Below are 22465 nucleotides of genomic sequence, written 5' to 3'. Positions count from 1 at the left end.
AATCTAGATTTTGTAAATTTGCGGCAGGAGAAGTGGTTTACACTTGCTTTTCCTGCCGCAATTATATTTTATATTACCTTAATTTACCCTTATGAGGAAAGCGCTTTTTGCCTTTGTTGCTATTTTTGCTTTTGCAGGATTAGCTTGCGACAAAATAGACGATCTACTTACATTTTATATTGAAGAGAATGAGACGATTGAAATTAAGTCTTACTTCCCGGTAGGTACTGTAGCTCCGATATCCCCAATCCCAATAACTACTAACTCTAACGAAGATTTCAAAAACAATAAAACGCGTGCCGAGCTGGTAAAAGATGTTACGTTGAATAAGTTGGAGCTTGAAATAACTGATCCGCAAACAGAGAATTTTAACTTTCTGAAGAAAATCGAAATCTATATTTCTGCCGAAGGCCAAGACGATGTAAAAATTGCTTACCTGGAGCAGGTGCCTCAGAATGTTAGCAAAATTGAGCTTGTCTCAACTAACGCAAAACTGGACAAGTATATTAAAGGCGATAGCTACACGATTGGCACACGCGCTACACTGGCAAAAGCTGTAACCAAAGATGTAACGATAGAAGCCAGCATGCGATTTAAAGTAACTGCAGATCCTTTATAAGATGCACACACTACCCATGAGGATTTCTGAAAAGAATAAACTGGAAAAGATAATTATTGTAGGAGACAGGGTGCTGATAAAACCTAAGTCTTCTAAAGAGCAAACCAAAAGCGGTTTATACTTACCGCCAGGCGTGCAGGAAAAAGAGAAAGTACAGGAAGGCTATATTATGAAAGTTGGCCCCGGTTATCCAATTCCTGCCGATTATGGCTTTGACGAGGAGCCCTGGGAGCAGGATGATGAAGAGCCGGTGCGCTACATACCCCTACAGGCGAAAGAAGGCGACTTGGCCATATACCTGCAACGCGATGCTATAGAGATTAACTACCTTAGCGAAAAGTACTTTATAGTGCCACAGTCGGCAGTACTAATGCTGGTGCGCGAAGAAGATTTATAGCCTATACTTTTTTGAGCAATACAAGGCGCTGTTCCGATAGGAGCAGCGCCTTTTTATATTATTGTTGCTAAAATTTAAATTTCCAAGTGGTGGTGAGTGCAGGGCGAGGGGCTTAGGTAATGGTAAAGTAGCTTGTTGAGAATTTTTTTAAAAAATAATTCAGCAGAAGCAACTTTAGGTGTGGTTGGTCTATCTTTATAAATAGCTGTACTTTTATAGTACATTTACAGCTAAAATTTTGCTACCCATACCTTTACTATGAAAAAAATATTACCTGATTCCTTTCTGTTTCTGGCTGTTTTTGTTGTAGCCGCTTTGTTTGGCGCCAACGTAAGTGCTCAAAATGCCAAAAAGCAGCCTCCAAAAGAGTTGCAAGCGCTGCGTATCAACGATGCTCCTAAGATAGATGGTGTATTAGATGAAGCTATTTGGCAGCAGGCGCAGATTGCTACTAATTTTATTCAAAACAGGCCAACGCCAGGCCCATTAGAAGTACACCCAACCGAAGTCAGAATACTTTATGATGACGAAGCTATTTATGTGGGTGCCATCATGCACGATGTATCGCAGGATAGCATCTTCCGGCAAATGGGGAAGCGGGATGATTTGGGTAATACCGACTTTTTCGGCGTTTTTCTGGATACTTATAATGATCAGATCAACGGCTTTGGTTTTCTTGTTACACCTGCTGGTGTACAACTAGATGCCCGTTATTCAACCAATGGCGAAGACTGGAGCTGGAATACCGTATGGGAAAGCAATGCTAGTATTCAAGGTTCTAATTGGGTAGCCGAGTTCAAAATACCATACTCCGCTATTCGCTTCAGCAGCAAGCCTGAACAGTTGTGGGGGCTTAATTTTATGCGCAACCGTCAGTCTACAAAACAAGGTTATTTTTGGAACCATGTTGATCCGGCAATAGACGGTTTTGCCAACCAGTGGGGTAAGCTTACTGGTCTCAAAAACATTGAAGCTCCGCTCCGCTTATCTTTTACGCCTTATGTGGCTGCCTTTGCCGAAAGCTACCCACGCCAAAAGGAGGGAAGCGAAGATGTAGATTATAAAAGTAACTACAGCTTTAGCGGCGGCATGGATGTGAAGTATGGCATCAGCGATGCTTTTACGTTGGATATGACCCTCATTCCAGATTTCAGCCAGGTGCAGTCTGATAACCAGGTGCTGAACCTTTCTCCTTTCGAAGTACAATTTAACGAAAACCGCCCCTTCTTTATGGAGGGAACAGAGTTGTTTAACAAAGGTGGCTTTTTTTACTCCAGGCGTATAGGTGGAGCTCCTGTTAATCCTTTAAACAGCGACGAAGAAGAGGAGCAGGGTAATACCATAATTGACCACCCAATAGAAACCAAAATGTTAAATGGTACTAAAGTATCGGGCCGCACCAGTTCTGGTTTAGGTATCGGTATTTTTAATGCTGTAGTTGGCCGGCAGTATGCCACACTTGAAGACAGCGAGGGCAACAGGTTTAAAAAGCAGATACAGCCGCTTACAAATTATAATATCACTGTTTTCGATCAGTCATTGAAAAACAACTCTTATGTTACGCTAATAAATAACAATGTAATGCGGCAGGGAGGTACTTACGATGCTAACCTAACAGGAGGGTTATTCAGGTTTAATGATAAAACAAATACCTATGCCATAGAAGGTAGAGCTGCACTAAGCCAGAAGTACTTTTCTGATAGCACAGCTCTAGGCCATACTTACCGCATTGGGTTAAGCAAAACAAGTGGCCGGTTTCAGGTTTATACTTCCCACACCCTCATCTCTGATACTTATGACCCCAACGACCTGGGTATACTGTTTGTCAACAACTCTATGGAGGAAAACCTGCAGTTTAACTATAACTTTTACCAACCTTTTTGGAAGCTCCTGAACATGTATACTAGCGTGGGTGCTGTTTATGCCCGCCGTTATAAACCAGATACATTTCAAAATTTTGTGATCTATGGTAATGTAAATGCCACGTTTAAAAACTTCATGAGTGCAGGGCTTAACTTTAACCTGGAGCCGGTTACAACTTATGACTTCTTTGAACCGCGTGTAGATGGCATGTATTATACTTTCCCGGTTAACTACAGTGCAGGAGGTTATGTATCGTCTGATTACCGGAAAAAGTTTGCCCTAGATATTAGTGGTAACTATCGCTGGTTTGATGAGAACAGCCGTTACAACTACAGCTATGCTATTTCGCCGCGTTACCGGGTTAATGATAAGCTCTCTTTTGTATACCAGTTTAGCCGAAACCTGCGCCTAGATGATATGGGTTTCGCCAACAAATTTAAGTTTGATGAAAACGGCGATGAAGTAAAAGAGCAAGTTGTTATTTTCGGACTACGCGATGTAAATGCTACTACCAGCACTCTTACGGCAAGTTACAGCTTCAGCAACCGCATGACGCTTTCGTTACGCTCACGCCATTACTGGTCTAAAGCAGAGTATAACCGCTACTACAGGCTAGCTACAGATGGCCTGTTAAGTCCTGATGCATACCCAGGCGGCTACAGCGATGAATACAAAAATAACAACCACAACATCAACTTTAATGCTTTTAATATTGATATGGTATACTCATGGTGGTTTGCCCCTGGCAGCGAAATAAGCATTGTCTGGAAAAATGCCATAGAAGAAAGTAAAGATGTTGTAGTACCTCGTTACTTGGACAACTTCTCTAACACTATTTCCTCGCCACAAAATAACAGCTTATCAGTTAAGGTGCTTTATTACATAGATTACCTTACCCTGAAAAATAAGCTGAAAAAATCCTGATGCTACTAGTTTATAAAACAGAAAAGCCGAAGCTATACTTACTTCGGCTTTTCTGTTTATGAAAGTATAGCTTTTACAATGGCTTAGTTAGATCAAAATCTGCCCGGAAACGGAGTTGGTTGTCACGCTTTAAAATGTAGCTAAAGGTTTTGCCGTCTGGGCTCAAAGCCATTGTCCATTCGTTGGTGGCAGCGGCAGGAATAAGCTGCGCTGTGTAGGCATCTGCCGGGAAGCGCTGCTCTAGTTTATCTTCAGAGGCAAGTGCTATGCCGCCATACATGGTTACCTCATCTGGAGTGCCATCTTCGTGGCGATGATCATGCTTTAGTTGCAAGCCTTCTGCTGTTTTATTTAATACCCACGTTCTGGACTTATCCGCACCCACATGGAAAGGAATACGGATAGTGGTATCGGAGCAACTGGCTACATGCATGGTAAGTGCCTGACCGGCGAATGGGTCTTTGCCATCGGAAGGAAAAATTACCTTGCCAGCATATGACTTTCCGCAGTGGTTAGCTATACTTTTGTAGAAAGACTGCTGAGAATTGCTTAGCTGGTGCTGTTGCCTAGTACAGGAAAATATTACCAGCAGGCAAAGAGATAGTAGGAGTTGCTTCATGAGGTCAAATTAACAAAAAGACTCTGAAAAGAAGTATAAAAAAGCCCAGACATTGGTCAGATGCCTGGGCTTATCTTTTTTGGTTAACTGCTATACTTAGTGTTGCACCAGCACTTTCTTAGAGTATGATTTATCGCCGTGGCGCAATTTGAAGATGTACAAGCCTGAAGCTCTGTTGCTCAGGTCTATAAAGCCTTCGTACTGGCCGTAGTAGTTCTTCACATCACCGGAAAGTATAAAGTTGCCTAACATGTCCACTACCTCAAAGGTAATATCTTCAGCTTGGCTTGTCTCCAGCTCAAACCTGAAGCGGCCTGTAGTAGGGTTTGGTGATACTACCAGTTCAGTGCCTAGCTCACGTATACCTGGTTTAAAAGAGAAGTTGTACGCCATCGACATTTCAGAAATACAGCCATCTTTAAAGATCATAACGCTATAGTTACCGCTCTCAGTAGGAGCAAACACTTTGCCTGTTGCGCCATCAACTGGCTTGTCATCCTTAAACCACTGGTTGCCATCTTCGCCGCTGGATACAAGTGTTTGGCCCTGACGCGCAATAACTGGCTTGTCAAGTGGCACTCCTCCTTTTACTTTTGCTTCTATACGTGGGTTAGGGCAACCAAGAGAGCGTACTTTAAGATCATAAAAGTAATAGTAAAAAGCTTCTGGCGTAGTAGTGGCAGTGTTTCCAGTAATAGCCACAACTCCTCCGGCAGACCTAAATGGGTAACCCGCTACACCTCCATTGTTTCTGAAGATGGTGGCTCCGTTTTCATAGGCGATGGCTATTCTGTAAGTGCCAGCTGCCGGTAGCTCTAATCCTAAATAGTATAGAGCACCCTCGTCATTTGGGTCATTTGGTTGGGCACCTGTAGCAGGCGTAGTTCTCGTAGCCGTTACATATAGTGTTTTAGCAGAAACAGGGGCACCTTCATCGTTAAAGGCAGTGAATGTAATTTTACCACTATGCCCGATATAGAGCCTGGCACTTTCTAAAAGTATAGGAGCCTTGGTCGTGACAATTACATCTGGGCTAAAAGCATTATAACCGCCATCGCTTGCAAACTTTTTATTGGCAGGGCCTATGTTGCTGCTGTAGTCGTTATAGGCTGCATATAATTTACCTGTTATCTGATTCGCCGGGACTTGTATTTGATTGCCAACAGCAATTGGTCTTGTAGATGCAGCGTCTTCGTACCAGAAAAGTGTACCACTACCATTGGCAGAAAGAACGAAATTAGGATCTGTACCACAACGGAAGGCTGATGCATCTGCTGGAGTGGAAGCCGCTCCTCCTACATTAAAGGCTCTTATCATTCTGTTGTTGTTCTCTACAGGATCTCCCTGTAGCGATGACGTAGCTACAAGTTCGTACGTTTCGCCATCCTGTGTAGCAAATGTTTCGCTTAGCAGTACCTCTGCCTGTGCATAAGGTTGAAGAGTAGCAGCATAAACAAACGAAATTTGTTTGACCTCTATGCTGTTTTTAAGTATACGTACTGTTACAGGTATATTACCTTGTGGCGTGGTGCCGAAGTTTTTAATATTAACTACAATTTGCTGTGCTGAGTTTGCGCATAAAGCCGAGCCTGCAGGTAAAACAGCCGATATACCTACATCCGTTTTAGGCTGTACAAATTGAACCAGGTAATCCTGTGTTTCGCCTTTAGCATATATGCCGCAAGGTAATACCTCTGTGCTATTGTTTGTTTCCTGTACCACTATGCGCATACGCACTGTCGTGCCAACTTGAGCACTGGCAGGAGCCGTGATAGTAGAGGCAAAAGCACTTCCATTTAACACTCCGGAAGCAGCTGCTTCTTCGCCGGCATCGGTAAAGCTGCCATTGCCATTCCAGTCGATGTATACTTTTGCAATCTTAGCAGCATCGGCTGTGCAGTTGCCTAATGTTAAGCTTAAGTTTTGCTGTTGCCCTGGCTCGAAAAGAAGCACCTTATCCGTCAGGTTTTGATAAGTAGTGCAGCCGCTGTTGTATGTGAAGGATTCTCCCCCAACAGTGAGTGCAGTAATTTTTGCTCCCTGATCAGAAGAGGGCTTGCTCTCGCAAACTGCAGTGCCGCCTACGCCACTAGCAATTAACGAATAAGCTTGAGGGCCTTTCGTTAATGTTTTCTTATGGCTAACAGTTATAGTGTAAGACTCACCTGGCACGGCGTTCATGATTTTTACCTGTTCCACGTTATCTAACTTGTTATCTCCGGTAGTGGCAGGGCTAGCAGGGTTTAACGGGTCCAAAATCCAAGGTTGATAAACAGTGTTGCCTTTTGTTACGCGCACATCCAGATCATTTATCAGGCGTGCCATACGATTATTTAATGCTTCAGAGCCAACAGCAAAAGCGGTGGCCTCCGGATCTGTCCAGGATATAGTCACTACCAAAGGGCCTGAGCCAGATGCTACTATCTGGTGCGTGTATGTTTGGCCTTGTGCCAATGTGTTTTCCTGGATAATGTTTGTCTTATCTGTGTTAGAGATGACAGAAGCCGCACGCCTTGCGTTCAGAAGGCCCCATCCAAATTTATAATCAGGGCCAAGGTGCTTGCCTGCCTCGTCGGTAGTATGAATGGCTAAACCCTTTAGCGTTGCGGCAAGCATTACCTTCCCATTGTTAAGGTTAGCGTAGTGCTCCTGTAGCAGCAGCAAGCTACCAGATACGTTTGGTGCTGCCATGGAGGTACCGCTAAGCGAAGTATAGGCTGTGTTGCTTTTATCTGAAGTAGACAGTACAGCAACACCATTGCCCACCAAGTCTGGTTTAATACGACCATCGTCGGTAGGGCCAAAGCTGCTGAACGAAGATATAACCACATCAGAAGTATCTCTGTAGCCCTCTGACAGGGGATTTACAGCTCCTACAGAAAGTATGTTTTTAGCAGTACCGTAGGTAGAGATGATGTCATAACCATTGTTGCTGCTTAAGTTTGCCGGCCTGCTAGTTACTTTGGTAAATTTTCCGGAGTTGTCGCGCTGGTAATATGGCTGGCCTACAGCTGGCCCGTTTTCTACCCGGTTATTACCCGCTGACTTTACGATAAGATAGTAAGGTGCATTATAGGCAATGCGGTCCCAAGTGGCAGCGGTTTCGTTGTAGTAGCCAAACTTGTAGTCTTCTGTTGTGCTGATGTCTGTGTCGCCCCACCATTCCCAATAAGGGTCATCTGTGCCTCCTTTTCTATCGGAATTATAGCGCCAGCCAGAGATAGAGCCGTAAGAGTGGTTTGAGATAAGCAGATCGCTGGCAGCGTTAGCCATCTCTGTTGCATCGTTGTTAAAGTCGTAAGCAAGTAGTTTCTTAAGCCCAAACGACATGCCTTTAGCTAATGGATTTATACCTTTCGCCATCATGGTGCCCGCTACGTGTGTAGCGTGCTCGCTGGATGATGAGGGACTATCCTTCTGTTGTATACGTCCTGTTAGCTCCTGGTGCGTTTCTCTCACACGGCCGCCGTCCCAAACTCCCAGCTTCTCCGCAACAGAGCTATTGGCCCCACTAAGGCTTAAGCCGAGTGAGCCGCCGGCCCACAGTTCGGTAGTGCCTACAGAGGCAGCGGCCCTGCTATTGTTGTAAGTAATATAGTAAACGGGCATGCCTTTAGCATCAAGCCCCTGCAGCGAAATATGAGAGCCATCTGAAAACGTTTTTTCTACTACCCAATCATTCCTTTTAGCAAGTTGTAAAGCTTTGCTATAACTGGCCTTATAATCCTTCTCTGCTGCAACAGCTATTCGGTTCAGCTCTTTTACATTAGCGCGGGCGGTAGTGTTTTCGCCACGCTGTGCGAATGCCGTCGTGGTTGTTGCCATTGCTGCAGCAACAAACCAAAGGCTTAATCTTCTCATAAAATGTACTTGGGTAGATATAATTCTCTCTCAATTTATAACAAATTGATAAGAATGACAAAGACAGGTACTTAATTATTGTGAAGTCGCTTTAATCTTTGATGTGGTGTTATAAGAGGCTTATCTGAATGGTCCCAAAAGAAAATGCCCTGAACTTCTTCAGGGCATTTTCTTTTGGGATTTATTGTTTTTACTTTTTTAGGTATTGCGCGTACTCCTTGGCAAAGTATGAAAGAATAATGTCAGCGCCGGCACGTTTTATACTTGTCAAAGTTTCTACCATAATTTTCTCACCGTCTATCCAGCCTTTTTGTGCAGCAGCTTTAACCATGGCATACTCACCGCTAACGTTGTAGGCGGCAATGGGTAGGTTAGAGTTTTCGCGCAGCAGTTTAATCACGTCTAAGTACGAAAGAGCAGGCTTTACCATCAAATAATCAGCTCCCTCCAACGTGTCTAGTTCAGCTTCAATAAGGGCTTCTCGGCTGTTAGCGTAGTTCATCTGGTAAGTCTTTTTATCACCGGCCTTTGGTGCAGAGTCTAAGGCGTCGCGGAATGGACCGTAGAAAGCGCTGGCATACTTAGCGGTGTAAGACATGATAGCCACCTTATGGAAGCCGTTCTCATCAAGTACCTTGCGTATATAGCCTACACGTCCGTCCATCATATCAGAAGGAGCAACAATATCAGCGCCTGCCTGTGCCTGTGTAAGCGCCATCTTGCCTAGTACCTCTAAGGTCTCGTCGTTAATGATCTCGCCGTTTATCACAATACCATCGTGGCCGTCAGAGCTGTAAGGGTCCATTGCTACGTCAGTTACGAGGGCAACATCTGGGAAATTACGTTTAATCTCGCGGATTAGCGTCGGGAACAGTCCTTCTGGGTTGTGGCTTTCGGTGGCATATTTATCTTTTAGTTGTTCCCTTATGCTTGGGAATGGCGCAAACGTTTTCACACCCAACTCTACACAAGCTGCTACTTCTTCCAGTGCGGTATCTATAGAAAAGCGATTAATGCCTGGCATAGAAGACACTTCAATGCGTTGGTTCTGACCTTCAATAATAAAAAGCGGGTAAATAAAATCGTGGGTGCTCAGGCTTGTTTCCTGCACCATATTTCGGATCGCCTCTGTCTGGCGATTACGTCTTGGTCTTCTGATCATAAGTATAAATCCTGTTACAGAAATTGTTCAAAATCAAGTTGCTTCAAAGGTACGATTTAATTGTTGAATTGATAAGGATTGCGGTTTTGCAATAGCTGCGATCATGTGCTTTGCAATGGAAGTTAAGACATAAGTATACTTTGTAAGGACAGACTGCAGCTTGCTATTTCTAGGATGATTAAGATTAAAAGTAGAGCGGTGGTTGAATTCCCTCTCTGGTTAAGGCGGATCAGGGGTTGAAGGTAATATAATAGGTAAGTATAACTCCAATCGATATACATGCTCACAAAAAAGGCGAGACCACATTAGCCTCGCCTTTTAAAATCAATAAGTAAAGTATACTTTAAAAATTCAGGATCACATCCTCAATAATATCGCAGCACTCGTGCAGCTGGTCTTCGGTCATCACCAGTGGTGGCGCAAAGCGTATTATGTCGCCGTGAGTTGGTTTGGCAAGTAAGCCCTTGTTCATCAGTTCCACGCATACATCCCAAGCAGTTCGGCCATCTGCGGTTGGCTCAACAACAATAGCATTAAGCAGGCCTCTGCCGCGCACCAGCGTTACCAGCTCAGGGCGTTTACTCATCAGGCTGCGCATGCGCTCTCTAAATACCTCTCCTAGTTTGTTGGCATTCTGAGTTAGTTTCTCGTTTTTGATAACCTCTAGTGCAGCAACGGCAACCTGTGCAGCAAGCGGATTACCACCAAAAGTAGAGCCATGTTCGCCTGGCTGTATGCAAAGCATGATATCGTCATTGGCTAGTACACAGGAAACAGGCAGCACACCACCAGATAGGGCCTTACCAAGTATAAGTATATCGGCTTTTACGTCATCGTAATAGCTGGCTAGTAGTTTACCGGTACGTCCGATGCCAGTCTGTATTTCATCAGCCATTAACAGGACACTGTACTCTTTGCACAGCTCATATGCTTTAGCCAGGTAACCTTCGTCGGGCAATACAACACCTGCTTCACCTTGGATTGGCTCCACCATAAACCCGCAAACGTTTGGATTCTCTTTCAAGGCTAGTTCCAGGGCATCCACATCATTATAAGGAATTACTTTATAGCCTGGCATATATGGGCCAAATCCTTTTGTGGAGTCCGGATCGGTAGAGAAAGAGATAATGCCGGTGGTGCGGCCGTGGAAGTTGTGCTCTACTACAATAATTTCAGCATTATGCGGAGCAATGCCTTTTTTGAGGTAGCCCCATTTGCGGGCAAGCTTGATGGCAGTTTCTACGGCCTCTGCGCCGGAGTTCATAAACAGCGACTTATCGTAACCGAAGAGCTCGCAAACATACTTTTCTGCAGCGCCTAATTTGTCGTTGTAAAAGGCACGTGAGGTAAGTGTTAACTGCTGTGCCTGCTCTACCAGCGCGTTTACAATTTTGGGGTGGCAATGGCCCTGGTTCACGGCACTATAGGCCGACAGGAAATCGTAGTAGTGTTTGCCTTCTACATCCCAAAGGTGCACACCTTCGCCGCGGTTTAGTACAACCGGTAGTGGGTGGTAGTTATGTGCGCCATACTTATGTTCTGTATCGATGGCCTGCTGGCTCGAAGTAATTGTCTGCGTACTCATAGTTCTCAGTTATGGGGTTTCTCTGTATCATACGGCTGTAATGCGCAAGCGGCAACAGCATAATATAAGTACAGGTGCTTTAATTTATTGTTGTAAAAATAGTGAAATGGCGCCTGTTTTAAAACCTGTTTATATTAACCAGTATCTCCTTTATTTGGTCAAGCCTTTCTGCATCGCCTGAAAATACTGTTAAAGCCCTCAGGGTCATAGGCTGCGTAAGTACTCGTCATCAAGCCCAAAATATTTTCGTCGGTTTTAAAACCATACACATCCCGCTCTTCGCTGGCCTGGCCATTAATTTTTACGTGGTGCTGTTCTACCAATGTTAGCCTTTCGGGTTCTATTGTTTTGTCTAACTCAGAGCAGTAAAGTTTCTGATTCTGTATGCTAAACGTATGTGTAAACCCACGATCACGCATGGCGCAAATGGCTTCTTTAAAAGTGCTGTAAGTTGGCATAGGCTATGTTTTAAGGTATAACAGCTGGTGCCTAAGTATAACGCTTTGGTAAATAGTATAAGTACACTGCTTTCTGGTTTTATACTATGGTTTTGGTGTTTGGGGTGTATTTAACGTACTTTGCAAAGCATAAACAACATACAACGTGAGCCAGAAACTGACAGAAGGGGAGGATTTTTACTTTAATGAACAAGGCTTGATGGTGCTGACAGCAAAGTATCTGCAAAAGCGAGGATACTGCTGCAAGAACGCCTGCAAGCACTGCCCTTATGGCTTTAAGAAAGGAAAAATAGCTACAGAGGAGCAGAAGCAAGTATAAAATTTGTGTTAAGAATGCGCCCAGACATGGCAGAATACACAATTTCAGGAAAAATATTCTCTATGCTTTTGAATTTCTGTATCTTTTTGCAGATATTTGCACCCCTATTGAAATAATTTAGAAGAAAATACAAGATGGCACGAGTTTGCGATTTAACAGGTAAAAGACCACGCGTAGGTAACAACGTATCTCACGCTAACAATAAGACGAAGCGTAAGTTCTATCCAAACCTTCAGAAGAAGCGTTTCTACATCCCGGAAGAGGATGCTTGGGTAACACTTAAAGTTTCTACATCTGCTTTGAGAACGATCAATAAGAACGGTATCACAGCAGTATTGAAGAAGGCAGTAGAGCAAGGCTACATCCTGTACTAATGGCAGCCTTCCGGCTGTGTGTACTTATACTTTTAGCAGCTTTAACTGCTGCAACAGCTCAGGTACGCACTAACCCGGATAAGCCATCTGATACTTTAGATAAAACATTTCACCAGCAACGGAGAGAGCAACTGCGTAAGCAGCTACCGCCTCGCTCCGTTGCTGTTTTTTTTGCCTCTCCCGTTCGCAACCGCGCCAACGATGTGGATTACTATTACCATCCCGACCCGGATTTTTACTACCTGACAGGGTATAAAGAGCCGAATGCGGTGCTGGTGCTTTTCTCGGAGCCGCAAAGTATAGATGGTAAGCAGACCAAAGAGCTGCTTTTTGTGCAGCCAAACGATCCGCAGTATGAACTTTGGAACGGTGAACGCTTAGGTGTAGAAGGTGCAGCTTCTATAACAGGAATAGCTACGCAGCCTAATACTACCTTTGCTGCTTTTAAGCTAGATACTGCTAGTCTCCAGCACATTCTCTTTAAAGAACTTCCTCACGATGTACGCGATGCTACTGCTGACCAGGCTGATCTTTATAGCCTTTTGGGCCAATTCAGAAGCAAGGTGAAAATGCCAATTGGTTTCGATGCACAGCGTAACATGCTTTACAATGTAGTGCGCGAGCAGGGGGCAAGCCAGCCTGAGGAAATAAAAGGTTATTTGAGCCAGATGATGCAGTACTACCCGGCACTGCGGCAGGATAGATACCTGAACGATTATTTACAGTCGGCTGATGCCCGTAGTCGTGTAAAAGCTGTGGCGGCAACACCTAAAAGCAAACTGGATGGCCATACTTTAGGGCAAGCCATGGCTGGCCTGCGCGAGGTAAAGACCGAGCAAGAATTGCAACTGCTGCGCAAAGCTATTAGCATATCGGCGCAGGGGCAGATAGAGGTAATGAAAGCCATGCATCCAAAGATGTCGGAGATGGAGCTTCAGGGGATACACGAATTTGTGCACAAAAAGTACGGAGCCCAACATGTAGGCTATCCATCTATAGTTGGCGCCGGTAAAAATGCCTGTGTGTTGCATTACATTGAGAGCAAAAAGCCAACAGTAGATAGCGATCTGGTGCTGATGGATGTGGGAGCAGAGTATAAAGGTTATACTGCCGACGTTACCCGAACCATACCTGCCAACGGTAAGTTTACTAAAGAGCAAAAAGAAATCTACGAACTAGTATACAAAGCACAGGAAGCAGCTTTTGCCGCCTGTAAAGTGGGCAACAATTTTCAGGCTCCACATAGAGCGGCAGAGGAAGTAATAGCTAACGGCTTACTAAAGCTGGGTATCATCAAAGACAGATCTGAAGTACAACGGTATTTTCCGCACGGAACCTCACATTACTTAGGCTTAGATGTACACGATCCAGGTTCTTACGGTGCTTTTAAGCATAACACGGTTATAACAGTAGAGCCGGGAATTTACATTCCGGGAGGCAGCCCCTGCGATAAGAAATGGTGGAACATCGGGGTAAGGATAGAAGATGATATTCTGATCACAGATAAAGGCTGGGAAAACCTCTCAAAGCTGGCTCCGCGCACCGTCGCAGACTTAGAAAAGACGATGGCTCAGCCTAGTGGATTAGACAATTTTATACTTCCAGAGATAGACTAATAGCACACTGTCACCGGTTTATGTAACATTTGTGAAGCATCCGGCTTAAATTTTACAATAAATAGTATACTTTGTTTGTAATTAGAGATTTAAGCCCCTATATTTGCAGTCCTAAATAAAAAATTACGATAGAGAGATGGCTAAAAAAGCAAAAGGTAATAGAATCCAGGTTATCATGGAGTGCACAGAGCATAAAGCGACTGGCATGCCTGGAACTTCAAGGTACATCACTACCAAAAACAGAAAGAATACGACTGAGCGCCTTGAGCTTAAGAAGTATAATCCAGTATTGAGAAAAGTAACTGTACATAAAGAAATTAAATAACCATGGCTAAGAAGGTAGTTGCAACCCTAAAGACCGCTACAGGTAAAGACTGGGCAAAAGTTATCAAGGCTGTGAGATCTCCAAAAACTGGTGCTTACAGCTTTAAAGAGGAGATGGTACCTGTAGATAAGGTACAGGAGTTCCTTGCTAAGAAGTAATAAGCCGACTCTATTTTACATAGATAGACAACATCAAAAAGTCCCGTTACTGGGACTTTTTTAGTATATTACAGTTTCACTGTACGTCTTCATCCTTACAAAAACATTGGTATGGGCATTTTTGACTTTTTCAGTAAAGAGAAGAAAAAAGAGTCGCTAGACAAAGGGCTAGAGAAAACCAAAACCAGCTTCTTCGGGCAGCTGAGCAAGGCTGTTGTTGGCAAATCTACAGTTGATGTGGATGTTCTGGACGAGCTGGAGGAGATTCTGGTACATGCCGATGTAGGGGTAGAGACAACGGTGAAGATCATTGATCGCATCGAGAAGCGCGTTGCCCGCGACAAGTACGTGAGCACCGACGAGCTAGACAAGATCCTGCGCGAGGAGATTGCAGCCCTGCTGGAAGAGAACCGCGCCGGAGACGGAGCCAACTTTGAACTGCCCGCCAACATTAAGCCATATGTAATTATGGTAGTAGGCGTGAACGGTGTAGGTAAAACTACTACAATTGGTAAGTTGGCTTCCCAATTCCATAAAGCAGGCAAAAAGGTAGTACTTGGCGCTGCCGATACCTTCAGGGCCGCTGCCGTAGACCAGTTGATCATCTGGGGAGAGCGTGTAGGAGTGCCGGTAATATCGCATGGCATGAACACCGACCCTGCTTCTGTGGCCTACGATGCTGTAAAGAAAGGTGTGGAGCTGAACGCTGATGTAGTGATCATTGACACAGCCGGACGTTTGCACAACAAAGTAGGCCTGATGAACGAGCTTGCCAAGATCAAGCGCGTGATGCAGAAGGTAACCGAAGATACGCCACACGAAGTACTATTGGTACTGGATGGCAGCACTGGGCAGAATGCATTGTTGCAGGCACGTGAGTTTACCAAAGCCACCGACGTTACAGCGCTTGCCATTACCAAACTGGATGGCACTGCTAAGGGCGGTGTGGTGATCGGTATTTCGGATGAATTTAAAATTCCGGTAAAGTATATCGGAGTTGGCGAGAAAATTGAGGACCTGCAACTATTCGACAAGCACGAATTTGTTGAGTCTTTCTTTTCACGCAAGTAAAGTATAAAAGCCATGGAAAAGCTCCTGCTGTTGCCGTTGGCGCTGTTATTTTTGCAGTGTAACGGTTCTAAGTCCTCACAATCTGCCAATCCACAAGAGCAGGCCGGGCAGGCAAACACACAACAAGAGCAGGTGCCTATAGCTACTGCCGAACAAGCCCAGGACCAGCAGGCACCTATAGAGCAGGGTATAGCCGGTAAAGTGCTGTGGGAAGCAGGCAACCAAATGCCATCGCCGGATGCACCGCCAAGCAAGGGCAGAGGTGTGCAACGCACCTTATACATCTACGAACTTACCAATAGCAACCAGGCAAAAACCACAGATGGTGTTTTTCACACCAACATTCAAACTAATTTAGTTACTCAGGTTGTTACAGATGCTAATGGCAACTTTGCGGTTAGCCTGAAGCCCGGCAAGTATAGCCTGTTCTCTAAAGAAGAGAAGGGTATGTTTGCCAACCTTTTCGACGGAGAGATGAATATCCATCCGGTTGAGGTACAGAAGGGGCAGGTAACAAACGTAGAGTTTCTGATCAATTATCAAGCAAGTTATTAATACGTGAAAGTAAGATCTTTAAAGAAGGATAAGGTAAACGTGATCACATTGGGTTGTTCTAAAAACCTGGTGGATTCGGAAGTACTGATGGGGCAGCTGCGTGCCAACGAGTTCGATGTGGCGCACGAGTCTGATAAAGACGATTCCAATATCATCATCGTAAACACCTGCGGCTTTATAGATAATGCCAAGCAGGAGTCTATCGATACTATACTTCGCTACGCTGATGCAAAAGAAGCCGGGCAGATAGATAAGCTGTATGTAACCGGTTGCCTTTCGCAGCGCTACAAGGATTCTCTGGAAGCAGAGATACCGCAGGTAGATGCATACTTTGGTACACTAGAGTTGCCGCGCCTACTTAAAACCCTGGAAGCCGACTATAAGCACGAGCTTATCGGGGAGCGCCTTTTAACCACACCTTCGCATTACGCATACTTTAAGATTGCAGAGGGCTGTAACCGCCCTTGCTCTTTCTGCGCCATACCTTTAATGCGCGGCAAACACGTAGACCGTCCAATTGAGGATTTGGTAAAGGAGGCGAAGCGACTGGCAAGCATGGGTACAAAAGAACTTATACTTATCGCCCAGGATCTGACTTACTATGGCTTGCAGCACTATGGTGAGCGCAAGCTGGCTGACCTGTTAAAGAACCTTTCTGACGTAGACGGTATTGAGTGGATACGCATGCAGTATGCCTATCCGTCGCAGTTCCCGATGGATGTATTTGACGTAATGAACGAGCGCGATAACATCTGTAAGTACCTGGACATGCCGTTACAGCACATCTCCGATAACATGCTGAAGACTATGCGCCGTGGCATTAGCAAGCGCAGAACTATTGAGCTGGTAGACCAGATCCGTCAGCGTGTACCGGACATTGCTTTAAGAACAACGCTTATCGCAGGCCACCCAGGCGAAACTGACCAGGATTTCCAGGAGTTGTACGATTGGGTAGAGGAAACACGCTTTGATAGACTAGGTATCTTTACTTACTCACACGAGGATAACACGCACTCCTATACTTTAGAAGACAACGTGCCGGACGAGGTTAAGCAGGAACGTGCCGATGCTATCATGGAGTTGCAGCAGGGTATATCTGTAGAGATGAACGAAGAGAAAGTTGGCAAGACCTACAAAGTATTGTTCGACCGTAAAGAAAGTGGCTACTTTGTTGGCCGTACGCAATACGACTCTCCTGAAGTAGATAATGAGGTATTGGTGCCCGCTGATAACTACTACGTACGCTTAGGCGACTTTGCTAACGTGAAGATCACTGATTCTTCTGACTTTGATTTATATGGGGAAGTGGTAAGTTAATTACCTCCCCTGCCCCTCCTAAAAACAGGAGGGGGTGTAAGATATTTAACAAGAGCCCTTAGCTGTTTTCAGCTAAGGGCTCTTGTATTTAGGGAACAGAATTATTGTGCATTTGTGTTAGTGGGCAAAGTATAAAATCATGCGAAAAGACCAGCTGCACACCTTGCCGTATCTAAGGCAAGTGCGATCACAATTGAGAAGTAATATGACTCCTGCAGAAGAAGAGCTCTGGAGTTTACTTCGGAAGTACAAGCTGGGTAGCCGCAAATTCAGAAGGCAACATAACATCGGCAGCTACATTGTAGACTTTTACTGCGCCTCTGAAAAGCTGGTAATAGAAGTTGATGGCTCTGTGCACGACAGGCCGGAGGCAATAGCAAATGATTTGTTACGAGATGAAACACTTCAACACTTAGGATATACAGTTGTCAGAATCAGAAACAGCGAAGTATTTGAACAGCCTGAACAGGTACTACAAAAGATAGCCGCTACATTTATAAGTATCTAAAGTACCCCCTCCTGTTTTGGGGGTAGGGGCCCTCTTTAAAAGGAGGGGGCAGGGGGAGGTCATAACACATACCTGCTCAACACCCGATACGCCTCGTTAATGTTATCTCCCTTTCTAAAATCCTGCTTAATAGTTGGCTCTGATTCGCCGGTAAGCCAGATCTTCAACTCTGCGTCTAAATCGGCTATGCCCGCACTTTCCTTAGAAAACATTTTAATACTTCCGTAGGGTATACTGCGGTAATCGATTTTGGAGCCGGTAAGGCCTTGTTTATTTACAAGTATAAGCCGCTTATTAGTAAACACTAACATATCCCGGATCAATTTATAGGCCTTTTCAATTCGTTCGTCCTCTAAAAGTATAGGCTGAAATTCTCTGGTTATTTTTTCGATAGACACCTCAGAGGCGTGTCCCATCATACCGCTTAGTAATCCCATAGTTTTGTCTGAATAGTTTAAGCTATTTACGATTTACAGTTGATAAGTTTTAGCACCTGACCCTCTGCACCTGCTTTCTGTCGTAATGTCTGAAATACCATTATAAAAATTTTAACTTTACGCAGCAGCTGTTAAAGTTTAAAAGCTGCAACACAATTGGGCTAAAACTGTTAAAGAGGCTATACCCAAAGCCTAGAATGCGGATGGAAGTATCAACTATGAAAGTGACTAAAATAGATTACGCTGCCACTGGTGCGTTTTCAAAAACTGTAGCAGACTATCTCTGTCAAAGCGAAAAGCTACAACCGTTCTATAATCGCTTCCCGACGCTGGAAGCTTTTGAGGCTCAGATACAGGAGAAGCAGTTTAGTGCAGCACAGCGACAAGTGCTTTACCAGGCGCTACAGCAGCAGTATACTTCTGTAACCAACATTAGCTCCAAAGTACAGCAAAACCTGGAGCTGCTGCAGCAGCCAAACACCTACACCGTTACTACCGGTCATCAACTCAATATATTTACTGGCCCATTATACTTTATATACAAAATCATCACAGCCATTAATACTTGCATACAGTTGCAGGAAAAGTATCCAAGCTACAATTTTGTGCCTATATACTGGATGGCCACCGAAGATCACGATTTTGCCGAAATCAATCATTTTAACTTATTTGGCAAAAGGTATGATTGGGAAACAGCACAGACAGGTGCCGTAGGACAATTTACCACTGAAGGAATGGATAAACTGCTGGCTGAGCTACCAGAAAAGTATTCATTATTTGAGGAAGCCTACCGCAACAGCAAAACCTTAGCCGAAGCTACCCGCGCCATTACGCATGCTTTGTTCGGAGAGTATGGCCTGGTAAGTATAGACGGTGATGATGCGCAGCTGAAGAAGGCCTTAACGCCTGTAGTAGAGCAGGAGCTTACCGAGCAACTATCAAACAAGTTGGTTGAGGAGGCAAACGCGCAGCTGGAAGAGCTAGGGTATAAACCACAGATCTACTCTCGTGAGATTAACCTATTCTACTTAAAGTTGAATTTGCGTGAGCGCATTGTGCAGGAGGGCAGAAAGTATAAAGTGCTCAACACCGATATCAGCTATACTTTAGAAGAGATACTGCAGGAGGCAAAGCAGCACCCGGAGCGATTTAGCCCTAATGTGGTTTTAAGACCGCTTTACGAGGAGCTGGTGCTGCCTAACCTAGCTTATATTGGCGGCGGCGCAGAGGTGGCCTACTGGTTCCAGCTGAAGAAGGTGTTTGAGGCGTACAAAGTGGCTTTCCCGATGCTGATGCTGCGCAACTCTGCACTTTATATTACCCGGAGCAATGCCAGCCGCATGCACAAACTAGGGCTGAAGCCCGAAGAACTATTTCAGTCTTACCAGGACCTGAAAAAGCACCTGTCCAGCCAGATACACGAGGAGGAAATAAACCTAGAGGAGCAGCGCAAAGCTGTGGCAGCTGCCTTTGCAGAAGTAGAGAAAATGGTGCAAGACATTGATCCTACTTTAGTAAGAGCAGTGGCAGCCGAAGAACAAAAGGCTAGCAATGCGCTGCAGATGCTGGAGAAGAAAATATCCAAGGCACGCGACAACAAGCACGAACAGACCTTTAAGCAACTCGAAAACCTAAAGGAGAAGCTCTTCCCGGGAGGAAGTTTGCAGGAACGTTACGACAACCTGCTTACCTACCAAACCAACAACCCTGATTTTATACCTGCACTAATAGAGGCTTTTGATCCGTTGGAGTTTAAGTTTACTATACTAGAGGAAGAATAATGCTGAAGGCAGAACTGCGGAAACAGATGCTGCAAAAGCGGCGTGCTATGCCAACTGAAGAAGTGCAGCGCAAAAGCCAACGTATAGCTAAACAGTTTTTTAATAACTTTCCGTTACAGATTGGCCAAACAATGCATGTATTTCTGCCAATCGTGAAGAACAACGAGATAAATACCTGGCCTATTATTGAGCGGCTTCGGCAGGAGCACCCAGAGGTGCGCGTAGCTGTTCCGGTTACTGATGTAGCCCAAAATATACTTACCCACCATCACCTTACCGATGAGGCTGTGCTAATTGAAAACCCATGGGGAATTCCGGAACCGCAGGATGCTCACATTGTTCATGCCCAAGAGGTAGATGTAGTGCTGATTCCGCTGTTAGCTTTTGATTTGAATGGCCATCGTGTAGGCTATGGCAAAGGCTTCTACGACCGCTTCCTGGCCGATTGTAGGCCTGATGTGCTGAAAATAGGACTATCGCTGGAGCCACCTGTGGAAAAAATAACTGACTTCAACTCTTTTGATGTACTGTTAGATGCTGCCGTAATGCCGGAGGGGGTATGGAGAAGAACGCTATCGAATTAGCTGTTTCGTGAGTAGCGGGTATGGAGCTATAAAATGAAAAGAGCCCTTCTGATTTACTGCAGAAGGGCTCTTTTGAAGCGTAAAAGTATCTTATTTCTTTTTTGAGTTTACGTTTTTTAACTGCTCTACCGGGCCAAATTGTTTCTGCTCTATAGTTTTGCCACCTAAGTAAATCTTTCTAAGTTTTACCTCTACCGGAGCCATTGCTTTGGTCATCTCAGAAGACACAACCTTAACATAAAATTCTCTTGCCTCAAGTGCTGCACCTCTATCAAACGCATGTGTCTGTTGGTGCTGGCTTACCGGCATACCCGGAATTACGTGGTAGTTTGTACATACTACCTCATATTTGGATAAGAAGGGTTTAATAAAGCTTTTGAATAACTTCTTCATTATTAATTATTTGTGAACAAGGGTTAAAGAGCTTGCAAAGTAACTTTTTATTTTCATAAATCAAGGATGCTGGCTAAATTATCATAAAACTTTAACAATCCAACAATAATGCATTTATTGGCAGGTAAAAGTATAAAATAGCTGCTGCCTATGTTATTAGATAATTGCAATAAACAACAACTTAGGATTTCAGTTCAATTTTAGACAGAAACAATTTAGCTTGTAGTTAAACTGCTTGATTTATAGGAAGATATAGGTGTAGAGTTTGTTTTAGGCTACAGGCTTTATACCCCGTGTCATTTCACGTTTACCTGGAGGGCCAGGCAAAGCCTCTACCTCAAAACCGGCAGCTTTCAGGCTTCGCTTAAAAGAGCCTTTAGCACAGTATGTAACTAGAATACCTCCGGGGCGGGTGGCATTGTAAAGCTTCACAAACATTTCCTCTGACCAAAGTTCCGGCTGTTTTTCGGGAGCAAAGGCATCAAAGTATACTAGGTCGTAATAAGATTGCGGCGCCACAAACTCCTCCAGCGTTTCGTGCATCTTTTGCAGCGTAAAGTAAGGAATCAGGTCAACAGGCTCGTTCCAGGCAGCGTGGTGCATTCTAAGAAACACATTGTGCAGTTCTGGGTTAAGTATGATTTTCTCGAACTGCAGCTGTTGCACTACGTCCTGCTGTAACGGCAGTTTCTCCAGCGTATCGTATTGTATAAAAGCTTTCTTGGCAAGTGCAAAAGGATAAGTAAGTATAGCATTAAGGCCAGTGCCAAAGCCAACCTCAAGTATTTTAATGTCCTTTTTAGTTAACATCACATGCTCAAGGCCATGCTTTATAAAAACATGCTGCGACTCTTGTAAGGCCCCATGAACCGAATGATAATGCTCGTTAAGTTCGGGCACATACAGGGTGTTGGAACCGTCTTTAGTCTGTCGTATTTCGAGGTGCATGTTTTTTGTGTTACTTTACAAAGGTAAGCAAACCTGTGCACAGGCTGCAACTATTAATGATTTTATAGTAGCTGCTACTAAGGCAGCACAACTAAAATGCAGCTAATATCAATTTGCGTCTTTTTGCAAGTATAAAATTAATTCTTTTACAAATAAGCAGCAATGGCAAGAATAAAAGTAGCAATACCACACCATATACATTTCACGGCATCAATACCTGTGCGTGTTACCGACCTTAATTATGGCAACCACCTAGGCAACGATGCGCTGCTTTCCATACTTCATGAGGCGCGCATGCAGCTGTTAGGACATTTTGGCTGGAGCGAGTTAACTATTGGCGGTGCAAGTATGATTATGGCTGATGTAGCTATAGAGTATAAAGGCGAAGGATTTTATGGCGATGTGCTAAGTATAAAAATGGCTTTCGACGATATCAGCAAGTATGGTTTTGATATAACGTACCACGTACTAAATCAGCAGAACAAGGAAGTGGCGCGCGCAAAAACCGGAATGCTATGCTTTGACTACCAGAACCGCAAACTAATAGCGTTACCAGACGAAGTAAAGGCAAAAATTGAAACTAAAGCCTGA

At 44.4% G+C, this 22465-nt stretch carries 23 protein-coding genes; 15 read left to right on the top strand and 8 right to left on the bottom strand.

Annotated elements, in window-relative coordinates:
* The first annotated feature begins 91 nt into the window (after positions 1-91).
* From WG943_RS04495 to WG943_RS04485, 3 genes are all read left to right on the top strand, one after another.
* Positions 92-619, top strand: a complete 528-nt coding sequence (locus WG943_RS04495) for a hypothetical protein (RefSeq protein WP_340407026.1) — start codon at positions 92-94, stop codon at positions 617-619.
* A 16-nt stretch (positions 620-635) separates the two neighbouring features.
* A complete protein-coding gene (locus tag WG943_RS04490) occupies positions 636-1016 on the top strand; it encodes a co-chaperone GroES (protein ID WP_340407024.1) in 381 nt (126 codons plus the stop codon).
* A gap of 258 nt (positions 1017-1274) precedes the next feature.
* Positions 1275-3803, top strand: a complete 2529-nt coding sequence (locus WG943_RS04485) for a DUF5916 domain-containing protein (RefSeq protein ID WP_340407022.1) — start codon at positions 1275-1277, stop codon at positions 3801-3803.
* A gap of 73 nt (positions 3804-3876) precedes the next feature.
* Here the strand turns inward: WG943_RS04485 and WG943_RS04480 are convergent, their stop codons facing one another.
* From WG943_RS04480 to WG943_RS04460, 5 genes are all read right to left on the bottom strand, one after another.
* Complete coding sequence (locus tag WG943_RS04480) at positions 3877-4422, bottom strand: hypothetical protein (RefSeq protein WP_340407021.1); 546 nt, start codon at positions 4420-4422, stop codon at positions 3877-3879.
* A gap of 96 nt (positions 4423-4518) precedes the next feature.
* Positions 4519-8283 (bottom strand): S8 family serine peptidase, encoded by a 3765-nt coding sequence (locus WG943_RS04475; RefSeq protein WP_340407020.1) that lies wholly within the window; start codon positions 8281-8283, stop codon positions 4519-4521.
* A 190-nt stretch (positions 8284-8473) separates the two neighbouring features.
* On the bottom strand, positions 8474-9445 hold the full coding sequence (gene hemB / locus WG943_RS04470; protein WP_340407019.1) for a porphobilinogen synthase: 972 nt from the start codon (positions 9443-9445) through the stop codon (positions 8474-8476).
* Between the two features lie 343 nt (positions 9446-9788).
* Positions 9789-11030 carry an ornithine--oxo-acid transaminase gene (gene rocD, locus WG943_RS04465; RefSeq protein WP_340407018.1) on the bottom strand — a complete coding sequence of 414 codons (1242 nt, stop codon included), beginning with the start codon at positions 11028-11030 and terminating at the stop codon, positions 9789-9791.
* A gap of 158 nt (positions 11031-11188) precedes the next feature.
* Entirely contained in the window at positions 11189-11488 is a 300-nt protein-coding gene (locus WG943_RS04460) for a hypothetical protein (RefSeq protein ID WP_340407017.1), read from the bottom strand.
* 145 nt (positions 11489-11633) lie between these two features.
* Between WG943_RS04460 and WG943_RS04455 the strand changes: the two genes are divergently transcribed.
* The 9 genes from WG943_RS04455 (at position 11634) to WG943_RS04415 (ending at position 17731) form a co-directional block, all read left to right on the top strand.
* Positions 11634-11807, top strand: a complete 174-nt coding sequence (locus WG943_RS04455; RefSeq protein ID WP_340407016.1) for a DUF5522 domain-containing protein — start codon at positions 11634-11636, stop codon at positions 11805-11807.
* A 134-nt stretch (positions 11808-11941) separates the two neighbouring features.
* Positions 11942-12181, top strand: coding sequence for a 50S ribosomal protein L28 (rpmB, locus tag WG943_RS04450; RefSeq protein WP_299826280.1), 240 nt, complete (start codon positions 11942-11944; stop codon positions 12179-12181).
* Positions 12181-13797, top strand: a complete 1617-nt coding sequence (locus tag WG943_RS04445; protein WP_340407012.1) for an aminopeptidase P family protein — start codon at positions 12181-12183, stop codon at positions 13795-13797. Before rpmB ends, WG943_RS04445 begins: the two co-directional genes overlap by 1 nt.
* A 136-nt stretch (positions 13798-13933) precedes the next feature.
* The gene (rpmG, locus tag WG943_RS04440) at positions 13934-14122 is read left to right on the top strand and encodes a 50S ribosomal protein L33 (RefSeq protein WP_219875937.1); all 189 of its coding nucleotides are present in this window, start codon (positions 13934-13936) and stop codon (positions 14120-14122) included.
* Positions 14123-14124: 2 nt separating this feature from the next.
* Entirely contained in the window at positions 14125-14280 is a 156-nt protein-coding gene (locus WG943_RS04435; protein ID WP_119432107.1) for a DUF4295 domain-containing protein, read from the top strand.
* 111 nt (positions 14281-14391) lie between these two features.
* Positions 14392-15351 carry a signal recognition particle-docking protein FtsY gene (gene ftsY / locus WG943_RS04430; RefSeq protein WP_340407005.1) on the top strand — a complete coding sequence of 320 codons (960 nt, stop codon included), beginning with the start codon at positions 14392-14394 and terminating at the stop codon, positions 15349-15351.
* A gap of 12 nt (positions 15352-15363) precedes the next feature.
* On the top strand, positions 15364-15906 hold the full coding sequence (locus tag WG943_RS04425; protein ID WP_340407004.1) for a carboxypeptidase-like regulatory domain-containing protein: 543 nt from the start codon (positions 15364-15366) through the stop codon (positions 15904-15906).
* A 3-nt stretch (positions 15907-15909) separates the two neighbouring features.
* Positions 15910-17223 (top strand): 30S ribosomal protein S12 methylthiotransferase RimO, encoded by a 1314-nt coding sequence (gene rimO, locus WG943_RS04420; protein ID WP_340407002.1) that lies wholly within the window; start codon positions 15910-15912, stop codon positions 17221-17223.
* 139 nt (positions 17224-17362) lie between these two features.
* A complete protein-coding gene (locus WG943_RS04415; RefSeq protein WP_340407000.1) occupies positions 17363-17731 on the top strand; it encodes an endonuclease domain-containing protein in 369 nt (122 codons plus the stop codon).
* A 59-nt stretch (positions 17732-17790) separates the two neighbouring features.
* Here the strand turns inward: WG943_RS04415 and WG943_RS04410 are convergent, their stop codons facing one another.
* Entirely contained in the window at positions 17791-18168 is a 378-nt protein-coding gene (locus tag WG943_RS04410) for a PH domain-containing protein (protein ID WP_340406999.1), read from the bottom strand.
* Between the two features lie 218 nt (positions 18169-18386).
* Here WG943_RS04410 and bshC point away from each other — a divergent pair, with 218 nt between their 5' ends.
* The gene (gene bshC / locus WG943_RS04405) at positions 18387-19949 is read left to right on the top strand and encodes a bacillithiol biosynthesis cysteine-adding enzyme BshC (protein WP_340406997.1); all 1563 of its coding nucleotides are present in this window, start codon (positions 18387-18389) and stop codon (positions 19947-19949) included.
* Positions 19949-20533 carry a 5-formyltetrahydrofolate cyclo-ligase gene (locus WG943_RS04400; RefSeq protein WP_340406995.1) on the top strand — a complete coding sequence of 195 codons (585 nt, stop codon included), beginning with the start codon at positions 19949-19951 and terminating at the stop codon, positions 20531-20533. Before bshC ends, WG943_RS04400 begins: the two co-directional genes overlap by 1 nt.
* 90 nt (positions 20534-20623) lie before the next feature.
* On the opposite strand, the gene WG943_RS04395 is transcribed toward WG943_RS04400, so the two are convergent.
* Positions 20624-20926, bottom strand: a complete 303-nt coding sequence (locus WG943_RS04395; protein ID WP_340406993.1) for a hypothetical protein — start codon at positions 20924-20926, stop codon at positions 20624-20626.
* Between the two features lie 270 nt (positions 20927-21196).
* Entirely contained in the window at positions 21197-21874 is a 678-nt protein-coding gene (mnmD, locus tag WG943_RS04390; protein WP_340406991.1) for a tRNA (5-methylaminomethyl-2-thiouridine)(34)-methyltransferase MnmD, read from the bottom strand.
* A gap of 162 nt (positions 21875-22036) precedes the next feature.
* Here mnmD and WG943_RS04385 point away from each other — a divergent pair, with 162 nt between their 5' ends.
* Positions 22037-22465 (top strand): acyl-CoA thioesterase, encoded by a 429-nt coding sequence (locus tag WG943_RS04385; RefSeq protein ID WP_340406989.1) that lies wholly within the window; start codon positions 22037-22039, stop codon positions 22463-22465.

It is taken from the genome of Pontibacter sp. H249 (genome assembly GCF_037892465.1).
GTDB lineage: Bacteria > Bacteroidota > Bacteroidia > Cytophagales > Hymenobacteraceae > Pontibacter.
Note: the sequence above shows the minus strand (reverse complement) of the source record. Positions and strands in the feature narration are given on the sequence as shown.

Bases quoted from the DNA above. Each gene is read 5' to 3' on its own strand.
- WG943_RS04490 (WP_340407024.1), top strand. From the start codon at position 636: ATGAGGATTTCTGAAAAGAATAAACTGGAAAAGATAATTATTGTAGGA.
- WG943_RS04385 (WP_340406989.1), top strand. From the start codon at position 22,037: ATGGCAAGAATAAAAGTAGCAATACCACACCATATACATTTCACGGCA.
- WG943_RS04495 (WP_340407026.1), top strand. From the start codon at position 92: ATGAGGAAAGCGCTTTTTGCCTTTGTTGCTATTTTTGCTTTTGCAGGA.
- WG943_RS04400 (WP_340406995.1), top strand. From the start codon at position 19,949: ATGCTGAAGGCAGAACTGCGGAAACAGATGCTGCAAAAGCGGCGTGCT.
- WG943_RS04410 (WP_340406999.1), bottom strand. From the start codon at position 18,168: ATGGGATTACTAAGCGGTATGATGGGACACGCCTCTGAGGTGTCTATC.
- ftsY (WP_340407005.1), top strand. From the start codon at position 14,392: ATGGGCATTTTTGACTTTTTCAGTAAAGAGAAGAAAAAAGAGTCGCTA.
- WG943_RS04475 (WP_340407020.1), bottom strand. From the start codon at position 8,283: ATGAGAAGATTAAGCCTTTGGTTTGTTGCTGCAGCAATGGCAACAACC.
- rpmG (WP_219875937.1), top strand. From the start codon at position 13,934: ATGGCTAAAAAAGCAAAAGGTAATAGAATCCAGGTTATCATGGAGTGC.
- rpmB (WP_299826280.1), top strand. From the start codon at position 11,942: ATGGCACGAGTTTGCGATTTAACAGGTAAAAGACCACGCGTAGGTAAC.
- mnmD (WP_340406991.1), bottom strand. From the start codon at position 21,874: ATGCACCTCGAAATACGACAGACTAAAGACGGTTCCAACACCCTGTAT.
- bshC (WP_340406997.1), top strand. From the start codon at position 18,387: ATGAAAGTGACTAAAATAGATTACGCTGCCACTGGTGCGTTTTCAAAA.
- rocD (WP_340407018.1), bottom strand. From the start codon at position 11,030: ATGAGTACGCAGACAATTACTTCGAGCCAGCAGGCCATCGATACAGAA.
- WG943_RS04480 (WP_340407021.1), bottom strand. From the start codon at position 4,422: ATGAAGCAACTCCTACTATCTCTTTGCCTGCTGGTAATATTTTCCTGT.
- WG943_RS04415 (WP_340407000.1), top strand. From the start codon at position 17,363: ATGCGAAAAGACCAGCTGCACACCTTGCCGTATCTAAGGCAAGTGCGA.
- WG943_RS04395 (WP_340406993.1), bottom strand. From the start codon at position 20,926: ATGAAGAAGTTATTCAAAAGCTTTATTAAACCCTTCTTATCCAAATAT.
- hemB (WP_340407019.1), bottom strand. From the start codon at position 9,445: ATGATCAGAAGACCAAGACGTAATCGCCAGACAGAGGCGATCCGAAAT.
- WG943_RS04460 (WP_340407017.1), bottom strand. From the start codon at position 11,488: ATGCCAACTTACAGCACTTTTAAAGAAGCCATTTGCGCCATGCGTGAT.
- WG943_RS04445 (WP_340407012.1), top strand. From the start codon at position 12,181: ATGGCAGCCTTCCGGCTGTGTGTACTTATACTTTTAGCAGCTTTAACT.
- WG943_RS04425 (WP_340407004.1), top strand. From the start codon at position 15,364: ATGGAAAAGCTCCTGCTGTTGCCGTTGGCGCTGTTATTTTTGCAGTGT.
- WG943_RS04485 (WP_340407022.1), top strand. From the start codon at position 1,275: ATGAAAAAAATATTACCTGATTCCTTTCTGTTTCTGGCTGTTTTTGTT.
- WG943_RS04435 (WP_119432107.1), top strand. From the start codon at position 14,125: ATGGCTAAGAAGGTAGTTGCAACCCTAAAGACCGCTACAGGTAAAGAC.